The organism is Nonomuraea sp. NPDC049129, assembly GCF_040648495.1.
Lineage (GTDB): Bacteria > Actinomycetota > Actinomycetes > Streptosporangiales > Streptosporangiaceae > Nonomuraea.
Genome location: NZ_JBEZDU010000006.1, coordinates 331,835 through 348,943, shown reverse-complemented (window position 1 = coordinate 348,943; position 17,109 = coordinate 331,835). Strand labels below are relative to the sequence as shown.

Annotated in this window: 15 protein-coding genes and 1 tRNA gene; 4 read left to right on the top strand and 12 right to left on the bottom strand. The window is 69.1% G+C overall.

Annotated elements, in window-relative coordinates; genetic code table 11:
- Positions 1–14: 14 nt before the first annotated feature.
- From AB0B64_RS21185 to AB0B64_RS21130, 12 genes are all read right to left on the bottom strand, one after another.
- On the bottom strand, positions 15–851 hold the full coding sequence (locus tag AB0B64_RS21185; RefSeq protein ID WP_357943932.1) for a WecB/TagA/CpsF family glycosyltransferase: 837 nt from the start codon (positions 849–851) through the stop codon (positions 15–17).
- Positions 852–1,140: 289 nt separating this feature from the next.
- Positions 1,141–2,061, bottom strand: coding sequence for a glycosyltransferase family A protein (locus AB0B64_RS21180; RefSeq protein ID WP_357943930.1), 921 nt, complete (start codon positions 2,059–2,061; stop codon positions 1,141–1,143).
- A gap of 229 nt (positions 2,062–2,290) precedes the next feature.
- Positions 2,291–3,199: a sulfotransferase gene (locus tag AB0B64_RS21175; RefSeq protein WP_357943928.1), complete on the bottom strand. Its 909-nt coding sequence runs from the start codon at positions 3,197–3,199 to the stop codon at positions 2,291–2,293.
- A gap of 269 nt (positions 3,200–3,468) precedes the next feature.
- The gene (cysN, locus tag AB0B64_RS21170) at positions 3,469–4,731 is read right to left on the bottom strand and encodes a sulfate adenylyltransferase subunit CysN (RefSeq protein WP_357943927.1); all 1,263 of its coding nucleotides are present in this window, start codon (positions 4,729–4,731) and stop codon (positions 3,469–3,471) included.
- Positions 4,732–4,735: 4 nt separating this feature from the next.
- The gene (cysD, locus tag AB0B64_RS21165) at positions 4,736–5,650 is read right to left on the bottom strand and encodes a sulfate adenylyltransferase subunit CysD (protein ID WP_357943925.1); all 915 of its coding nucleotides are present in this window, start codon (positions 5,648–5,650) and stop codon (positions 4,736–4,738) included.
- 18 nt (positions 5,651–5,668) lie between these two features.
- Positions 5,669–6,433, bottom strand: a complete 765-nt coding sequence (locus AB0B64_RS21160; RefSeq protein WP_357943923.1) for a 3'(2'),5'-bisphosphate nucleotidase CysQ — start codon at positions 6,431–6,433, stop codon at positions 5,669–5,671.
- The gene (locus tag AB0B64_RS21155; RefSeq protein ID WP_358179445.1) at positions 6,433–7,785 is read right to left on the bottom strand and encodes a sugar transferase; all 1,353 of its coding nucleotides are present in this window, start codon (positions 7,783–7,785) and stop codon (positions 6,433–6,435) included. The genes AB0B64_RS21160 and AB0B64_RS21155 overlap by 1 nt, the downstream gene beginning before the upstream one ends.
- Before the next feature lie 199 nt (positions 7,786–7,984).
- The gene (pth, locus tag AB0B64_RS21150) at positions 7,985–8,569 is read right to left on the bottom strand and encodes an aminoacyl-tRNA hydrolase (protein ID WP_357943921.1); all 585 of its coding nucleotides are present in this window, start codon (positions 8,567–8,569) and stop codon (positions 7,985–7,987) included.
- 74 nt (positions 8,570–8,643) lie between these two features.
- Positions 8,644–9,258, bottom strand: coding sequence for a 50S ribosomal protein L25/general stress protein Ctc (locus AB0B64_RS21145; RefSeq protein WP_225296327.1), 615 nt, complete (start codon positions 9,256–9,258; stop codon positions 8,644–8,646).
- Between the two features lie 92 nt (positions 9,259–9,350).
- Positions 9,351–10,328 carry a ribose-phosphate diphosphokinase gene (locus AB0B64_RS21140; RefSeq protein ID WP_357943919.1) on the bottom strand — a complete coding sequence of 326 codons (978 nt, stop codon included), beginning with the start codon at positions 10,326–10,328 and terminating at the stop codon, positions 9,351–9,353.
- Positions 10,329–10,392: 64 nt separating this feature from the next.
- Entirely contained in the window at positions 10,393–11,844 is a 1,452-nt protein-coding gene (glmU, locus tag AB0B64_RS21135) for a bifunctional UDP-N-acetylglucosamine diphosphorylase/glucosamine-1-phosphate N-acetyltransferase GlmU (RefSeq protein WP_358179191.1), read from the bottom strand.
- A 119-nt stretch (positions 11,845–11,963) separates the two neighbouring features.
- Positions 11,964–12,035 (bottom strand) — tRNA-Gln (locus tag AB0B64_RS21130).
- 232 nt (positions 12,036–12,267) lie between these two features.
- On the opposite strand from AB0B64_RS21130, the gene AB0B64_RS21125 reads away from it, so the two are divergent.
- The 4 genes from AB0B64_RS21125 (at position 12,268) to AB0B64_RS21110 (ending at position 17,107) form a co-directional block, all read left to right on the top strand.
- Positions 12,268–13,206 carry an acyl-CoA desaturase gene (locus AB0B64_RS21125; protein WP_357943915.1) on the top strand — a complete coding sequence of 313 codons (939 nt, stop codon included), beginning with the start codon at positions 12,268–12,270 and terminating at the stop codon, positions 13,204–13,206.
- A gap of 94 nt (positions 13,207–13,300) precedes the next feature.
- Positions 13,301–14,167 (top strand): TetR family transcriptional regulator, encoded by an 867-nt coding sequence (locus AB0B64_RS21120; RefSeq protein WP_357944594.1) that lies wholly within the window; start codon positions 13,301–13,303, stop codon positions 14,165–14,167.
- Between the two features lie 53 nt (positions 14,168–14,220).
- Complete coding sequence (locus tag AB0B64_RS21115; protein WP_357943914.1) at positions 14,221–16,281, top strand: RNA degradosome polyphosphate kinase; 2,061 nt, start codon at positions 14,221–14,223, stop codon at positions 16,279–16,281.
- Positions 16,274–17,107, top strand: a complete 834-nt coding sequence (locus AB0B64_RS21110; RefSeq protein WP_358179189.1) for an NUDIX hydrolase — start codon at positions 16,274–16,276, stop codon at positions 17,105–17,107. The genes AB0B64_RS21115 and AB0B64_RS21110 overlap by 8 nt, the downstream gene beginning before the upstream one ends.
- The last annotated feature ends 2 nt before the right edge of the window (positions 17,108–17,109 follow it).

The window sequence follows — 17,109 nt, the reverse complement described above, 5'->3', positions numbered from 1 at the left end:
GTCGCCTGGCCGACCTATTCGCGTGCGCTCCCCGACGAGTCGCGTGCGCCTCCCGACGAGTCCTGGGTATTTCCCGACGAGGCCCGTGCTCTCAGGCAGTCGCCCAGCAACCGGGCCGCGAACGGCAGGTCGTCGACCAGGTAGCGCCTGGCCAGCCGACCGGGCTCACTCACCAGCCGGAACGCCCACTCCAGCCCCGCGCCCCGCATCCACTCGGGCGCCCTGGGCACCGTACCGGCCGCGAACGCGATCGCCGACCCGCACCCCACGAACCACGCCCCCGGCAGATCCTTACTAAGCCGCGCGATCAGCCGGTCCTGGCGCGGAAACCCGAGCCCGACGAACACCATCTTCGGCTCCGCCCCCACAACCTTCCGTCGCACCCGCTCACGCTCACCGGCACCGCTCTCGAACCGGTAGGGCGGCGCGTCCACTCCGCAGACCTGAAGCGTGGGATAGCAGGCGGTGAGCTCATGAGCGGCGGACGCGGCCACCCCCGGCGGGCCACCCAGGAGATAGACGGGCCACCCTCGGCGAGCGGCCAGCTTGCTCAACGACCAGATCAGGTCGGCCCCGGTGACCCGCTCGGGTATCGGCGTGCCGAGCAGCCGCGACGCCCACACCAGCGGCATCCCGTCGGCCACGACGAGGTCCGCGGAGTTGACGAGGTGACGGAGTTTGACGTCCTTCGCGACGGCGCGGCAGATGTCGACGTTCGGCGTCACGATCCGCCCACCCCTCCCCGCGCCCAGCTCACCATCGACGTGCTCGACGACCTGGCGCTCGGTCAGCGGATCGACGGCAACACCCCCGACCAGCACCCGCACCGGCCTCGCCTGCTCCCCAACCATCCCCGGCCCCTTTCCCCGCGTCCCCATGAACCCCACCCGTGTCAAACCCCGATATCCGGCCCCCGTGTGACGGGGTCGACATCGGGACTCCCTGCACCGAGCCCCGCGCCGCGGCTCCCTGCACCGAACCCCACATCGCGGTTCCCTGCATCAAGCCCTGCGCCGGGGCTCTCTGTGACAACACCCGCCGTGGCCACGCCCGCCGAGAACACATCCCCCGAGAGGACGCCCGCCGAGACCCTGGCCGCCGTGACCACGCCCGCGGCGACCACGTCCGCCGTAACCGCGCTCAAATGCCGTGCCCCCGATCGTGGAGCAGGGCGAGCACCGCCGGCGCGGAGATCAGCCCGACGGCGACGGCGAGGGCGATCGGGGCGCGTGGTTCGCCGATGCGCTCGGCGAACGTGCGCAGGGCCCAGCGACCGGCCTCACGGCGCCGCCCCAGCGCGGCGTGGTGGAAGGCGAGCTGGCCGTAGACCCGCGCCGCGCCGCGCGGATCCACGGCCAGTTCGGGGTGTCGGGCGAGCATCCACTCCAGCCCGGCGATGCGGTCGGCCCAGCAGGCGACATAGTGGGAATTGCCCCAACGGATACGTACAAGTGGGCGATCGACGTTCGCGATCGGATGCCGCTTGGCCGCGCGCAGGGCCAGATCCCAGTCCTCGTTCTGGCCGGCCGGGGCGCTCTCGTCCACCCACAGGGCGCCACGCTTGAACAAGAACGTCGACGAGTGCACCATCACCATGCGCGAACGCACCAGGTCGGCCGCCGTGACCGTGTCGCTGCCCGCGAGCCTCGGCACCCGGCGCACGCCGTACTCGACCTCGATGCCGCAACTGACGAACTCGGCGCCATCCTCGATCGCCTGCTGCTGCGCGGCCAGCTTGCCCGGCAGCCACACGTCGTCGTCGTCGCAGAAGGCGATCAGATCGGTGTCGCACGCGGAGATGCCGGTGTTACGCGCGCCCGGCAGCCCGGCGCTGAGAGCGTTGGGCAGGACGAGTACGCGGTGGCGGGCGTTCGTGGCGGCGCCCGGCGTCACCACGTCGGCCACCTGCTCGGCGACTGCGGCGGGATCGCCACCGTCGACGACGATGACCAGGGAGATCCGGCCGGGGTAGTCCTGGGTCAGGACGGCGCGGGCGGCCGCCCGCAGCTGTTCGGGCCGGTCACCCCGAGTGGGGATCACCACGCCGACGGACGCACTCATGCGACCCCCACTTCGAGAGGTACGGCCCACGCTGCCGCGTCGGCAACCAGTTCACGAGGCCCGACCATCCAGGGCTCGGCTTCACGAGACTCGAACACACGAGACCCGACCGCACGGGACCCGACCACCTGAGACCCGACCGCACGAATACCGACCACCCAAGGTCCGTCCGCACGAGACCCGACCGCACGAATACCGACCACCCAAGGCCCGTCCGCACCAGGCCCGCTCATGCCGCCGCCTCCCCATAGCCGTACCGAGACCTGAGCGGCCAGGTGAGGGCCGTGACCAGGTGCCGGTGGTGGCGCGGGAGGCCGGAGTGCCACGCGTCGTCCCGTCGCAGTTCGACCGGGCCGACGGTGAAGCGCATGGGGTTGCCCGAGGCGGTGTGGGCGGTGGTCAGGTGGGCGGTCGTGCCGGTCAGGAACGGCAGCGCCGTGCCCAGGCCCAGGATGTCGGCCAATGTCGCCAGAGCGGCCGCTGGGTCGGCCAGGAGGTCCTCGTAACGGAGTCTCGTCACCGGGACCCCGCGGGCGGCGAGGAGGTCCAGGGCGAGGTTCTGGGCCGTCCAGTGGGCTGCCGTGCGGGCGGAGCCCCAGCGGGTCATCGGGCGGCCGTCCTCAGGGCGTTCGACGGTCTTGCGCCAGGAGTGGGCGACGGCTCGCGGGTCTCTGACCACGTGGACCACCTGCACGTCCACTCCGGCCGCCGCCAGGCAGAAGGCCAGGGAGGCGTGTTTGCCGGAGTCGATCACGACCGTCGCGCCGGCGGTCTTGGCCGCTGCGTCGTAGAGGCGCTGGTAGGTGCCGGCGTACTCCGCCAGCTCCGGGTGAGCGATGCGGGGGATCCTGCGGGTGCGGTCGACGCGGTGTCGCAGGGTGAGGACGCGTTCGGCCAGGTCCTGCGTCCATCCGCCGAACGCGGTCTCGCCGACCTCGCGCCAGAACGGGCAGGCGGGGAAGGGCTCGCCACAGCCGCATGGCTCGCCGGCCAGTACGCCTCGGGCCCAGAGGTGTACGACCTCGCCGAGGGGTGCCACGCCGGGGATCTCGCCGAGCAGTCTCTCGAGCAGCGTGGTGCCGCTACGGCCGAGGCCGCCCAGGTAGACCACCTGGTAGGCGGTCGAACGGTGCGTCACGGGGGAATGGCCTTCACGTCACGGATACGGAACGTGGAGAGGCTAGCGCGGAGAGTAATCATCGCATCCGCGAAACGACAAAGGATCTACCTAAGCCCCCGAGTCACCTGCGCCAATCCGTCACAGCCCAGGCGGACACCCGCGTCAGCCCCTCAGCCACGGGCGCGGATGCGAGCGCCCGGCCCACCGGACGCTTGTGCCAAACCCTTAGCCGCAGGCGCGCCGACACGGGCGCCCAGCCCGCCGGACGCCCGCCATGAATCAGTCGGCTACCGCAGATCCATGATCATGCCGGCCCCGACGGTCGCGTTCGTGGACTCGTCCACCAGGATGAACCCACCGGTCAGCCGGTTACGCGAGTAGTCGTCCACGAACAACGGCTGGGTGATCCGCAACGACACCCGCCCGATCTCGTTGAGCGACAGCGAGGTGGCCGTCTCGTCGCGGTGCAGCGTGTTGACGTCGAGCCGATAGTGCAGGTCACGGACGAGCGCCCGAGCGGTCCGCGTCGTGTGTTTGATCACGAGCTTGGAGCGCGGCGCCAGCTTGGCGCTGTCGGCCATCCAGCAGATCATGGCGTCGATCTCCTGCGCGACCTGCGGCTGGTTGTTGGGCCGGGCGATCATGTCGCCGCGCGAGATGTCGATGTCGTCCTCGAAGCGGAGCGTCACCGACATGGGCGGGAACGCCTCCTCCACCGGCCCGTCGAAGGTGTCGATCGAGGCGATCCGGGTGGCCAGGCCCGAGGGGAGGTGGACGACCTCGTCGCCGGGCTTGAGCACGCCGCCCGCCACCTGCCCCGCGTAGCCGCGGTAGTCGTGGAAGGCGTGGTCGGTGGCCCGCTGCGGGCGGATCACGTATTGGACGGGGAAGCGCACGTCGACCAGGTTGCGGTCGGAGGCGATGTGGACGTTCTCCAGGTGGTGCAGCAGGGACGAGCCGTGGTACCAGGGCATGTTCTCGGACCGGGAGACCACGTTGTCGCCGTTGAGCGCCGAGATGGGGATGAACGTCAGGTCGGCCACGTTGAGCTTCGAGGCGAAGGCCGTGAACTCCTCGCGGATCTCCTCGAAGCGCTCCTCGGAGTAGTCGACCAGGTCCATCTTGTTGACGGCCAGGACCAGGTGGGGGACCCGCAGGAGCGTGGTCAGGAAGGCGTGCCGCCTCGACTGCTCAAGGACGCCCTTGCGCGCGTCGATGAGGATGATCGCCAGGTCGGCGGTGGAGGCGCCGGTGACCATGTTGCGGGTGTACTGGATGTGGCCGGGCGTGTCGGCGATGATGAACTTGCGGCGCGGCGTCGCGAAGTAGCGGTAGGCCACGTCGATCGTGATGCCCTGCTCCCGCTCGGCCCGCAGGCCGTCGGTGAGCAGCGACAGGTCGGTGTATTCGGTGCCGCGGTCGCGCGAGGTGCGCTCGACCGCTTCCAGCTGGTCCTCGAAGATCGCCTTGGAGTCGAAGAGCAGGCGGCCGATCAGGGTGGACTTGCCGTCGTCGACACTTCCCGCGGTCGCGAAACGCAGAATGTCCATGGGTTTAGAAGTAGCCTTCCCGCTTGCGATCCTCCATGGCGGCCTCCGAGGCGCGGTCGTCGGCCCTGGTGGCCCCGCGCTCGGTGATCCGGGTGACCGCGATCTCCTCGATGATCTCCTCGACCGTGGCGGCCGTGGACTGCACGGCCCCGGTGCAGGTCATGTCGCCCACTGTGCGATAGCGCACCACCGCCTCGAACAGCGGCTCGTCATCGCCCCGCTTGACGACCTCGGAGTCGGGCAGCAGCATGCCGTCGCGCTCGAAGACCTTGCGGGTGTGGGAGAAGTAGATGGACGGGATCTCGATGCCCTCGCGCCGGATGTAGTCCCAGATGTCGAGCTCGGTCCAGTTGGACAGCGGGAAGACCCGGATGTGCTCGCCCTTGCGGATCCGCGCGTTGTAGAGGTTCCACAGCTCGGGGCGCTGGTTCTTGGGGTCCCACTGGCCGAAGTCGTCGCGGAAGGAGAAGACCCGCTCCTTGGCGCGGGCCTTCTCCTCGTCACGCCGGGCACCGCCGAAGACGGCGTCGAACTCCTGGTCCTCGATCGCGTCGAGCAGCGTGGTGGTCTGCAGGCGGTTGCGCGAGGCGCGGCGGCCCGTCTCCTCGACCACGCGCCCGGCGTCGATCGAATCCTGCACGCTGGCCACGACCAGGCGGGCGCCCAGCTCCTCGGAACGGCGGTCACGGAACTCGATGACCTCGTCGAAGTTGTGGCCGGTGTCGACGTGCATCAGCGGGAACGGGATCGGTGCCGGCCAGAACGCCTTCTCGGCGATCCGCAGCATGACGATGGAGTCCTTGCCGCCCGAGAAGAGCAGACAGGGGCGCTCGAACTCCGCCGCCACTTCACGCATGATGTGAATGGCCTCGGCTTCGAGTACGTCGAGCTGCGACGTCGTGTAGTCGCGCTGGAGCATAGGGGCTTCCTCCGGCCTTCAGCGATGCAGGTCCCGAATCCCGGCGAGCAGGGCAGACGCCAAGTCAGGTAGGGAAACAAGGATATCTGGTAGTGAGGGGTCGGCTTGGTTGTAGGTCAGCGGCGAGCCGTCGATGCGGCTGGCGTGGGCCCCGGCCGCCTGCGCGACGGCGACGGGCGCGGCCGAATCCCACTCGTACTGGCCGCCGGCGTGCACGTACGCCTCGACCTCTCCGGTGAGCACGGCGGAGATCTTCGCCCCGGCCGACCCGATCGGCACGAGGTCGGCGCCGACCAGATAGGCCAGTTTCTGGACGAACTCGGGCGGCCTGGTGCGGCTGACCGCGATGCGGAAGCGGCCCTTGTCAAAGGTGGGCAGCGTGGGCGGCTCGGCGGTGGTGAGGGTGCGGCCCTGGGCGGGCAGCGCCACCGCGCCCGCGCTCAGCGCGCCCTGCTCCCAGAGCGCCACGTGGACGGCCCAGTCGGACCGGCCCTCCTCGGAGAACTCGCGGGTGCCGTCGAGCGGGTCGACGATCCACACCCGTGAGGCGCTCTGCCTGCGTGGGTCGAGGCGTTCCTCGCGGGTGGCCTCCTCGGAGAGCACGCAGTCGCTCGGCCGCAGCCGGGCCAGCGACTCCATCAGGAAGACGTGCGCGCTACGGTCGCCCTCGGCCCGCAACGCGGACGCGTCGGCGAAACCGGTACGCCGGCGAACCTCCAGCAACCGCTCGCCAGCCTCCGTCGCCAGATCGGCAGCGAGGGCATGGTCGTCCCGAATCGTCATCAATAAGCTCCTTGCCCGCGGGCGACGGCCGACCAGGTTTTCCAAAGAATCTGTAGATCCAGCATGAGAGACCAGTTCTCCACGTAACGCAGGTCGAGGCGGACCGATTCCTCCCAGGACAAGTCGGATCTTCCGCTGACTTGCCATAGACCGGTCAAACCAGGTCGGACCAGCAGCCTCCGGCGGACGTCGTCGCCGTAGCGGGCGACCTCCTCCGGCAGCGGCGGGCGCGGCCCGACCAGCGACATGTGCCCGAGCACGACGTTGATGAGCTGCGGCAGCTCGTCGAGCGAGTGCCGCCGCATCAGCGTGCCGAGCGGCGTCACCCGGGGATCGTTGCGGACCTTGAACAGCACACCATCACTGTCGCTGACGAGGGTGATCTTCTGCTGCTCCGAGCCGCGCCGCATCGTGCGGAACTTCACGATCATGAAAGGCCGGCCGTCCTTGCCGACCCTGATCTGCTTGAACAGCGCCGCCCCGGGACTGGTCACGCGTACGGCCAGCGCCAGCCCGCCCAGCAACGGAGCCAGGCACACCAGCAGCAGGGCGGCCACCACCCGATCGAAACCGTTCTTGACCAGCTGCCTGACCCCCGCCAGCTCGGGGTGCTCGACGTGCAGCAGCGGCAGCCCGGCGGCCGGCCGGATCATCGTGCGCGGCCCGGCCACGTCCATCAGCGCCGGGGCGACCACCAGGTCGGTGCGGGTGCGCTCCAGCCGCCAGGCCAGCCGCCGCAGCGCCTGGCCGTCCATCTCGGGGCAGGCGAGCACGGCCACGGTGTCGGCGCCGGACTGGTCGACCACGATCGACACGTCGCTGAAGCCGCCCGCGACGGGCACCTCCCCGACCCGTTCACCGGGCGCGTCGTCGGGCAGGCAGGCGGCCACGACCTCCATGCCGTGATAGGGCTCCCTGCGGAACAGGTGGACCAGCTCGGCGATCGCGGAGGCGTGCCCGACGGCCACCACCTTGCGCATGCACGCGCCCGCCGCCCGGCGCCGGTGGAGCGAGCGGCGCAGGGCGTACCTGCAGAAAAGAGTGAGGAGTGTCACCAGCGGCAGGGCGAGGACCACGTAGCCGCGGGCGATGTCGGTCTTGGTCACGTAGGAGCCGATGGCCGTCGCGGCGGTCAGCGCGACGCCGCACTGCACGACGCGGCGGAACTCCTCGGAGCCGATGCCGAGCATGCGCGGCTCGTAGGCCCGGTTGAAGGCGACCGTGCAGATCCACAGCACCGGCAGGACCATGCTGACCATGAGGTACGGCGCGGCGTAGGCGGTGACACCGCCGAACCTGGCGAAGAACGCGAACCCGGACGCCGCCCCCGCGCACAGGAAGTCGCCGAGCATGGTGCGCACACGGTAGGCGCGTATCCAAGGGGGCAGGTGCGGACTGGGCCGCCCGGACCTGGCGTGGCCGGACCGGACAGCGGTCAGCAGCCCATCGCCGTCGCGCACGAATCCTCCACGTGACCGATGATCAACAGACAGTCACCAGATCGTAGCGCTGAGCGACGCGTGGGAAACCGCGAACGCCTCTATGCGATGGTCAGCGAGGAGGGCCGGAAATGTGCAGATCGGCGCGGTGGAACTCGTTCTGCGTGGTCTCGAGCCCACGCTCCATCAGCGACTCCACCACATCGGCCGCCCGGTCGACCAGGAAGCCCAGGTCTTTGCGCTCGGCCGTGGCGAAGTCCTTGAGCACGTAGGCGGCTGGGTCCATGCGGCCGGGCGGGCGCCCGATGCCGAAGCGGACCCGCAGGTAGTCGCGGGTGCCGAGCACCTTGGTGATCGACTTCAGCCCGTTGTGGCCGTTGTCGCCGCCGCCGAACTTGGCGCGCAGCGCGCCGTAGGGGACGTCGAGCTCGTCGTGGACCACGATCAGCCGGTCGGGGCCGAGCTTGTAGAAGTCGGACAGTGCCTTGAGCGGGCCGCCCGAAAGGTTCATGTACGTCAGCGGCTTGGCCAGCACCGCGCGACTGGACTCCAGGACCTCGGCCCGGCTCCGGTGCGCCTTGAACCGCCCGCCGGCCCTGGCGGCCAGCTCGTCGAGCACCATGAAGCCCGCGTTGTGCCTGTTGCCGGCGTATTCGGCGCCCGGGTTGCCGAGCCCGACGATCAACCAGCGGTCCATGTGCCTTCCTTAACGTGTCTCCCTCAAGCGAAACGGGGCAGCCAACCGGCTGCCCCGTCGCCGAACAGCGGTGGTTACTCGCCGGCTTCCTCGGTGACCGTGGCGGTCGCGGCAGCCTCGGCGGCCTCGGCCTCGGCCTCGGTGGGCTCCTCGACCGGCTTGGGGATGACCTGGAGGATGACGGTCTCGCCCTCGGCGATCAGCGTGGAGCCCTCAGGCAGCTTGAGGTCCGCGGCGGTGATCACGGTGCCGATCACCAGACCCTCGACGTCGACCTCGACGCCGGTCGGGATGTGGGTGGCCTCGGCCTCGACCGAGACGGAGACGAGCTGCTGGTCGAGCAGGCCCTCGGAGTTGACGGCGCCGACCGTGGTGACCGGGATGTCGACGGTGACCTTCTCGCCCCGCCGGACCAGGAGCAGGTCGACGTGCTCGACGAAGCCCTTGATCGGGTCGCGCTGAACGCCCTTGGGCAGCGCGAGCTCGTCGACGCCGTCGCCCTTGAGGTGGATCAGCACGTTGGCGGTGCGCAGCGCGAGGAGTACCTCGTGGCCGGGCAGCGTCAGGTGCTTGGGGTCGGTGCCGTGGCCGTAGAGGACCGCGGGCACCTTGTTGTCACGACGGATCTTGCGAGCGGCGCCCTTGCCGAACGTGGTGCGCGGCTCGGCGGCGATACGTACTTCAGACACGACATCTCCTAGGGATGCTTTGCGGGATTTGCGTTCCCCCTCACCCGCCCTAGCGGAAGGCGTTACGAACGCAACCGTAAAAGTCTACCGGCTCAGGTGTCGCCCTCGAACAGGCTGGTGACCGACCCGTCGGTGAAGACCTCGGTGATCGCGCGCGCGATCAGCGGTGCGATCGACAGGACGGTGAGCTTGTCGAACCTGTTGGCCTGGGACAACGGCAGGGTGTTGGTGACGATGACCTCGGAGATCCGGGAGTTCTTCAGCCGGTCGACCGCGGGATCGGAGAACACCGCGTGGGTGGCGGCGGTGATCACGTTGGTGGCGCCCTGCTCGTAGAGGGCGTCGGCGGCCTTGCAGATGGTGCCCGCGGTGTCGATCATGTCGTCGATCAGCACACAGGTGCGGCCCCGCACCTTGCCGACGACCTCGTTGACCTTCACCGAGTTGGCCACGTCGAGGTCGCGGCGCTTGTGGATGAAGGCCAACGGCGTGCCGAGCGTGTCGGCCCAGCGCTCCGACAGCCGGACCCGGCCGGTGTCGGGCGAGACGATCGTGGTGTTGGCCAGGTCGAGCCGGTTCTTCAGGTAGCTCTCGAGCACCGGCATGGCGAACAGGTGGTCGACCGGGCCGTCGAAGAAGCCCTGGATCTGCGAGGTGTGCAGGTCTATCGACATGAGCCGGTCGGCGCCCGCGGTCTTGAACAGGTCGGCCATCAGCCGGGCCGTGATCGGCTCGCGGCCCCGGCTCTTCTTGTCCTGCCGGGCGTAGCCGAAGAACGGCATGACCACGGTGATGCGCTTGGCGGAGGCCCGCTTCAGCGCGTCGACCATGATGAGCTGCTCCATGATCCATTGGTTGATGGGCCCGGTGTGGCTCTGGATCACGAAGGCGTCGCAGCCGCGGACGGATTCGAGGTAGCGGGCGTAGATCTCGCCGTTGGCGAAGTCGATCAGCTTGGTGGGCGTGAGGGAGACGCCGACGTGCTCGGCGACCTCCTCGGCGAGCTCCGGGTAGGCCCGGCCGGAGAAGAGCATGAGGTTCTTCTCGCCTGGCTGCTTGATGCTGGTCATGAGATCTCCTTCGTCGGTCTCGTGACCACGGTGCGATTGTTACTGATGACCTCGGCAAGCTCGGTCATGCGCCACTCTCCTGCTGTTCTTGCTCGGCCAGCGCCTTTTCGGCCGCCGCAGCCGACTTCGTGCCCGCGCGCCTGCGCAAGACCCATTTCTCGATGTTGCGCTGTCGCGCCCTGGCCACGCCGATAGCGCCCGGAGGGACGTCGCCGTCGATGACCGAACCGGCCGCGGTGTACGCGCCGTCGCCCACGGTCACGGGGGCGACGAGCATGGAGTCGCAGCCGACGAACGCGCCGTCGCGCACCGTGCTGCGATGTTTGTTGACGCCGTCGTAGTTGACGAAGATCACGGCCGCGCCGATGTTGACGTCCTCGCCGATCGTGGCGTCGCCCGCGTACGACAGGTGCGGCACCTTCGACCGGTCGCCGACCTGGGTGTTCTTCATCTCGACGAACGTGCCCGCCTTGGACTTGTGCCCGAGCACGGTGCCGGGGCGCAGGTAGGCGTAGGGGCCGACGCTCGCTTCCGGGCCGACCACGGCGTGGTCGCAGACCGCGTTGCGCACGACCGCGCCCGCGCCGACCTTGGTGTCGGTGAGCGTGGAGCCCGGCCCGACCTCCGCTCCGGCCTCGATGACGGTATGGCCGTGCAGCTGCGTGCCGGGGTGGACGACCGCGTCGGGCTCGATCTCGACGCCGACGTCGATCCACGTGCTGGCCGGGTCGATGATCGTGACTCCGGCGCGCATGTGGCCCTCGAGCAGCCGCTGGTTGAGCACCTTGCGGGCGACGGCCAGCTGCACCCGGTCGTTGACGCCCTCGACCTCGGTGAAGTCGGCGGCGGCGTGCGCGCCGACCCGGTGGCCGTCCTCCCGCAGGATGGCCAGCACGTCGGTGAGGTATTCCTCGCCCTGCGAATTGTCGGTCGAGACCCGCTTGATGGCGTCGGCGAGCAACAGACCGTCGAAGGCGTAGATGCCGGAGTTCATCTCCGTGATGGCGCGCTGCTCCGGGGTGGCGTCCTTCTCCTCCACGATCTCCAGGACGGCGCCGCTGGAGTCGCGGATGATGCGCCCGTAGCCGGTCGGGTCGGGCACCTCGGCCGTCAGCACGGTGACCGCGTTGCCGTCACCCGTGTGCCGGTGGAGCAGCTCGGCGAGGGTCTCCGTACGCAGCAGCGGCACGTCTCCGTAGGTGACGAGGACGGTGCCGGCGATCGTGCCGAGCTCTTCGAGCACGGTGCGGACGGCGTGGCCGGTGCCGCGCTGCTCACGTTGGACGACGGCGCGCGCGTCAGGGCTCGTCTCCGCCAGGTGCGCGCCGACCCGTTCGGAGGCATGGCCGATGACAACGATGAGCCGTTCGGGACCGAGGTCGCGAGCGGCGGTGAGCATGTGGTCGACCAGGGTGCGGCCGCACATCTCATGCAGGACTTTGGGGGTCTGGCTCTTCATCCGGGTGCCCTCGCCTGCGGCGAGGACGATGACTGCGGCCGGGCGCGGCACACTCACGGACTGGGGCTCCCTGTGGCTGGGCGGTTCGGGGCGGCAGCTGTCGCACCGCCACCCTCCCGACACCGTGAGGATACCCAACCGACACTCGCGCGCTAGCGGCGGGGAGTGCCTCCAAGCTCCCGGAAGAGGACTCGAACCCCTACAAAGTGGACCAAAACCACTTGTCCTGCCGATTAGACGATCCGGGACTAAATCGGACACCTGAGCGTCCGACGCACTCCTACGATACCGATCCCTGGCCCACGCGCGCGCCACATAACAGACCGCCCGAAAAGCCGCAAGGCACAGAAGCTACTCCTCTCATAGGACAGAAGTCGCCTTCGCCACACTCGCCGCTTAGGTCTTACTAACTTACGATGGCGTAGGTTACGGTGGCGTAGCCAGGACATTCATCCTCATACATGTCGTGAGAGGTAGCCCATGACCGTTATCACCGAGCGCACCTCCCCAGGACCGAAGCCCGACGTCGAACCCGAGCCCCGGACCAAGGCCGAACTCATCACCTTCGCCCTCGTGGTGGGGCTCCCCCTCATCGCGATCGTGGCCGCGGTGCCGTTCGCGTGGGGATGGGGTCTCGGCTGGAGCGACATCGTCATCGCGTTCGTCTTCTATGTGGTGAGCGGGCTCGGCGTGACCGTCGGCCTGCACCGCTTCTTCACGCACGGCTCGTTCAAGGCCAAGCGGCCCCTGAAGATCGCGCTGGGCATCGCGGGCAGCCTCTCGCTGGAGATGTCCGTGCTCGACTGGGTGGCCACGCACCGCAAGCACCACAAGTTCTCCGACAAGGAGGGCGACCCGCATTCGCCGTGGCGCTTCGGCCCCGGCTTCAAGTCGCTGTCCAAGGGCCTGCTGTACGCGCACATGGGCTGGATGTTCGACGCCGACCGCACCAACCGCGAGAAGTACGCCCCCGACCTGGTCAAGGACGAAGACGTCGTCAAGCTGCACAAGTGGTTCGGCCCGCTGGCCCTCACCTCGCTCCTGCTGCCCGGCATCCTCGGCGGCCTGGTCACCTGGTCCTGGCAGGGCGCGCTGACCGCGCTGTTCTGGGGCTCGCTGGTCCGCATCGGCCTGCTGCACCACGTGACCTGGTCGATCAACTCGATCTGCCACGTGTTCGGTGAGGAGGACTTCCAGGTCCGCGACAAGTCGCGCAACGTGTGGTGGCTGGCCATCCCCTCCTTCGGCGAGTCGTGGCACAACCTGCACCACTCCGACCCCACCTGCGCCAGGCACGGCGCGCTGAAGGGTCAGATCGACCTCAGCGCCGGCGTCATCAGGATCTTCGAGCGGCTCGGCTGGGTCCACGACGTGCGCTGGCCGACCCCCGAACGCCTGGCGGCGAAGCGCATTGGCTGATTCCGGCTCGTTGATGACCAGTCCGTTGATGACGGGCTCTTCTTCGAGCACCGCCATTATGGAAACCGTGACCGAACCCAGATCTCGCAGGCGGATGACCGGCAGAGAGCGAAGAGAGCAGCTGATCCAGATCAGCCGCACCCTCTTCGCCGAGAAGGGGTTCGACGGGACCTCCATCGAGGAGATAGCGGCAACGGCCCAGGTCTCGAAGCCGGTGGTCTACGAACACTTCGGCGGCAAAGAGGGCGTCTACGCGGTCGTGGTCGACCGGGAGATGCAGAAGCTGCTCAGCATGATCACCGAGGCGCTCTCCGCCTCCCACTCGCTGATCAAGCTGGAGCGGGCGGCCCTGGCGCTGCTCCACTACATCGAGGAGAGCAGCGAGGGCTTCCGCATCCTGGTGCGCGACTCGCACGCCGCCTCGGGCACGGGCACGTTCGCGAGCCTGATCAGCGAGATCGCCAGCCAGGTCGAGGACGTACTCGCCGACGAGTTCGTCTCCCGCGGCTACGACCCCAAACTGGCGCCGATGTACGCGCAGATGCTCGTCGGCATGGTGGCCCTGACCGGCCAGTGGTGGCTCGACGTGCGCAAGCCGGGCCGCGAGGAGGTCGCCGCCCACGTGGTGAACCTGGCCTGGAACGGCCTGACCGGGCTCAACCCGCAGCCGGCTATCACGGCGACAGGACGCGCCCACCCCGTCGTCGCCGTGCCACGCGCCAGCGAGAAGGAGCTGCGCGAGCTGGAGAAGGCCCGCGACAAGGAGCTCAAGGAGGCCGAGAAGGCCCGCCAGCGGGAGCTCAAAGAGGCGGAGAAGGCCAGGGTCCGCGAGCTGAAGGAGCGCGAGCGGGTGCTGAAGGAGGCCGAGAAGGCCCGCGAGCGCGAGGAGAAACTGCGCCAGCGGGAGGCCCGGCTGGTCGAGCGCGCGGCCCGGTTGGAGCAACCTGACCAGGTGGAATAAGCCGTTGCCGCTTAGTTCACGTTCTGTTCAACCAAATGGGGCATATTTCTCATATGTCCGCGGAACCGCTTCACCCCGAGAGTGACCTTCCCCTGCCGCAGGAGAGGTTCCTCAACCGTGAGGAGAGCTGGCTACAGTTCAACGAACGTGTGCTGGAACTGGCCGAAGACTCCTCTCTCCCTCTCCTCGAACGGGTGCGGTTCCTGGCCATCTTCGCCAGCAACCTGGATGAGTTCTTCCGGGTACGCGTGGCCGGGCTGAAACGGCGGATGGCCACCGGACTGCTGCTCAGGACGAAGAGCGGGCTGAAACCGCGCGAGGAGCTGGCCCGGATCGCCGCGATCTCCCACACGCTGGCCAAGCGGCACGCGGCCGTCTTCCACGAGCAGGTCTGCCCGCAGCTGGCCACCGAGGGCATCGAGATCGTCAGATGGGACGACCTGGGCCGCGAGGAGCGCACGGAGCTGCGCAAGCTGTTCAGAGAACGGATCCGGCCAGTGCTGACGCCGCTGGCCGTCGACCCCGCACACCCCTTTCCGTATATTTCGGGACTCAGCCTTAACCTGGCGGTCCTGGTGCGGAATCCGGCTAACGATCACACCGTGTTCGCCCGGGTCAAGGTGCCCTCGCAGCTGCCGAGGTTCGTCACCGCCTCCAAGGACAGATTCGTCCCGCTGGAGGATGTCATCGCGGCCCATCTGGGCCAGCTCTTCAAGGGCATGGAGATCGTCCAGCACCACGCCTTCAGGGTGACCCGCAACGAGGACCTCGACGTCGACGAGGACATCACCGAGAACCTCATGCAGGCGCTGGAGCGGGAGCTGAAGAACCGCCGCTTCGGCCCGGCCGTGCGGCTGGAGGTCGAGGACACCATCACGCCCGAGGTGCTCGACCTGCTCGTCGAGGAGCTCGAAGTCGCGCCGCACGAGATCTACCAGCTCGCCGGGCCGCTCGACCTGACCGGGCTGCACGCCCTCGCCGACCTGGACCGGGCCGAGCTGAGCTACCGGCCGTTCGTCCCCGCCGAGGCCGTGCTGGCCGACGACGACATCTTCGCCGCGCTGCGCGAGCGGGACGTGCTCCTGCACCACCCGTACGACTCCTTCGCCACCAGCGTGCAGCGCTTCATCGAGGCGGCGGCCGAGGACCCGAACGTCCTGGCGATCAAGCAGACGCTCTACCGGACCAGCGGCGAGTCCCCGATCGTCGACGCGTTGATCGACGCGGCCGAGTCGGGCAAGCAGGTCGTCGTGGTGGTGGAGATCAAGGCCCGCTTCGACGAGCACGCCAACATCGAGTGGGCGCGCAAGCTGGAGAAGGCCGGCTGCCACGTCGTCTATGGCGTGGTCGGGCTCAAGACCCACTGCAAGCTGGCCCTGGTCGTCCGGCAGGAGCCGTCCGGCGAGCTGCGCCGCTACTGCCACATCGGAACGGGCAACTACAACCCCAAGACGGCCAGGCACTACGAGGACATCGGCCTGCTCACCGCGGACCCGCTGGTCGGCGAGGACATCACGGACCTGTTCATCCACCTGACCGGCTACTCCAACCACTCGGCCTACCGCAGGCTGCTCGTCGCCCCGCACTCGCTGCGCGGCGGCCTGATGGCCAGGATCGAGCGGGAGATCGCGCACCAGGAGGCGGGCCGTCCCGCGCGCATCAGGATCAAGACGAACTCCCTCGTGGACGAGCCGCTCATCGACGCCCTCTACCGGGCGTCCCGGGCCGGTGTGCAGGTGGATCTGTGGGTGCGGGGTATCTGCACCCTCCGCCCTGGCATCCCGGACCTGTCGGAGAACATCCGCGTACGGTCGGTGCTGGGGCGTTTCCTGGAGCACTCCCGCATCTACGAGTTCGGGCTGGGCCGGCGGCCCGAGGTGTGGATCGGCAGCGCCGACCTGATGCGCCGCAACCTGGAACGCCGGGTCGAGGCCCTGGTCAAGGTGACCAGCCAGCAGCACCGGGCGTACCTCATCGACCTGATGGACCGCGCCACCGCCGACACGACGAGCGCGTGGCTGCTGAACTCCGACGGCACCTGGGTGCGACATCCGGGCGAGGACCTGCAGAGCATTCTGATCGGCACCCGCCGCTGGAGGAGCGTTGATGACTGACCCGCTCCGCGCGGCCGGAGCCGTGGTGTGGCGCGGTGACGAGCGCCACCCCGAGGTGGCCGTCATCCACCGCCCGGCCTACGACGACTGGACCTTTCCCAAGGGCAAGCTGAAGCAGGGCGAGCACGTGATCGCCGCCGCGCTGCGCGAGGTGCGCGAGGAGACCGGCCTGGTCACGACGCTCGGCCGCGCCCTGCCGCCCGTCCACTACCTGATCACGGACCGGCTCAAGCGGGTCGACTACTGGGCGGCCCAGGCCACGGACGAGAGCGAGGCGTTCGCCCCCGGCGACGAGGTGGACGAGCTGCGCTGGCTGCCGCTCGACCGCGCCCGCGAGCTGCTGACCTGGGAATGGGACGCCGGGCTGCTCCACTCGCTGGAGGCGGCGCCGCTGGCCACCGTCCCTCTTGTCTTGGTACGGCATGGCTCCGCCGGCTCCAGGCAGGCGTGGAAGGGTGATGACGCCCTGCGCCCCCTCGACACGGACGGCAGGGCCCAGGCGCAGACCATTGCCCGGGTACTGCCCGCCTACCGTCCCGAGGTCCTGGTCAGCTCGCCCAGCCTCCGATGCGTACAGACGCTCCAGCCGTACGGCAGGGACATCAGGACCGAGCCGCTGCTCAGCGAGGAAGATCAGGACTCGGACAAGACGCCCGCGCTGGTCGCGGAGCTCAGGACGGCGGCGGCCGTGTCCAGCCACGGCAAGGTGCTGCCCGAACTGATCCGCTCGCTCAGCGGCAAGGACGTGCACCTGCGCAAGGGGGCGTTCGCCGTCCTGCACCGGCTGGGCGAGCGGGTCGTCAGCGTGGAGCGATACCCGACCTGACA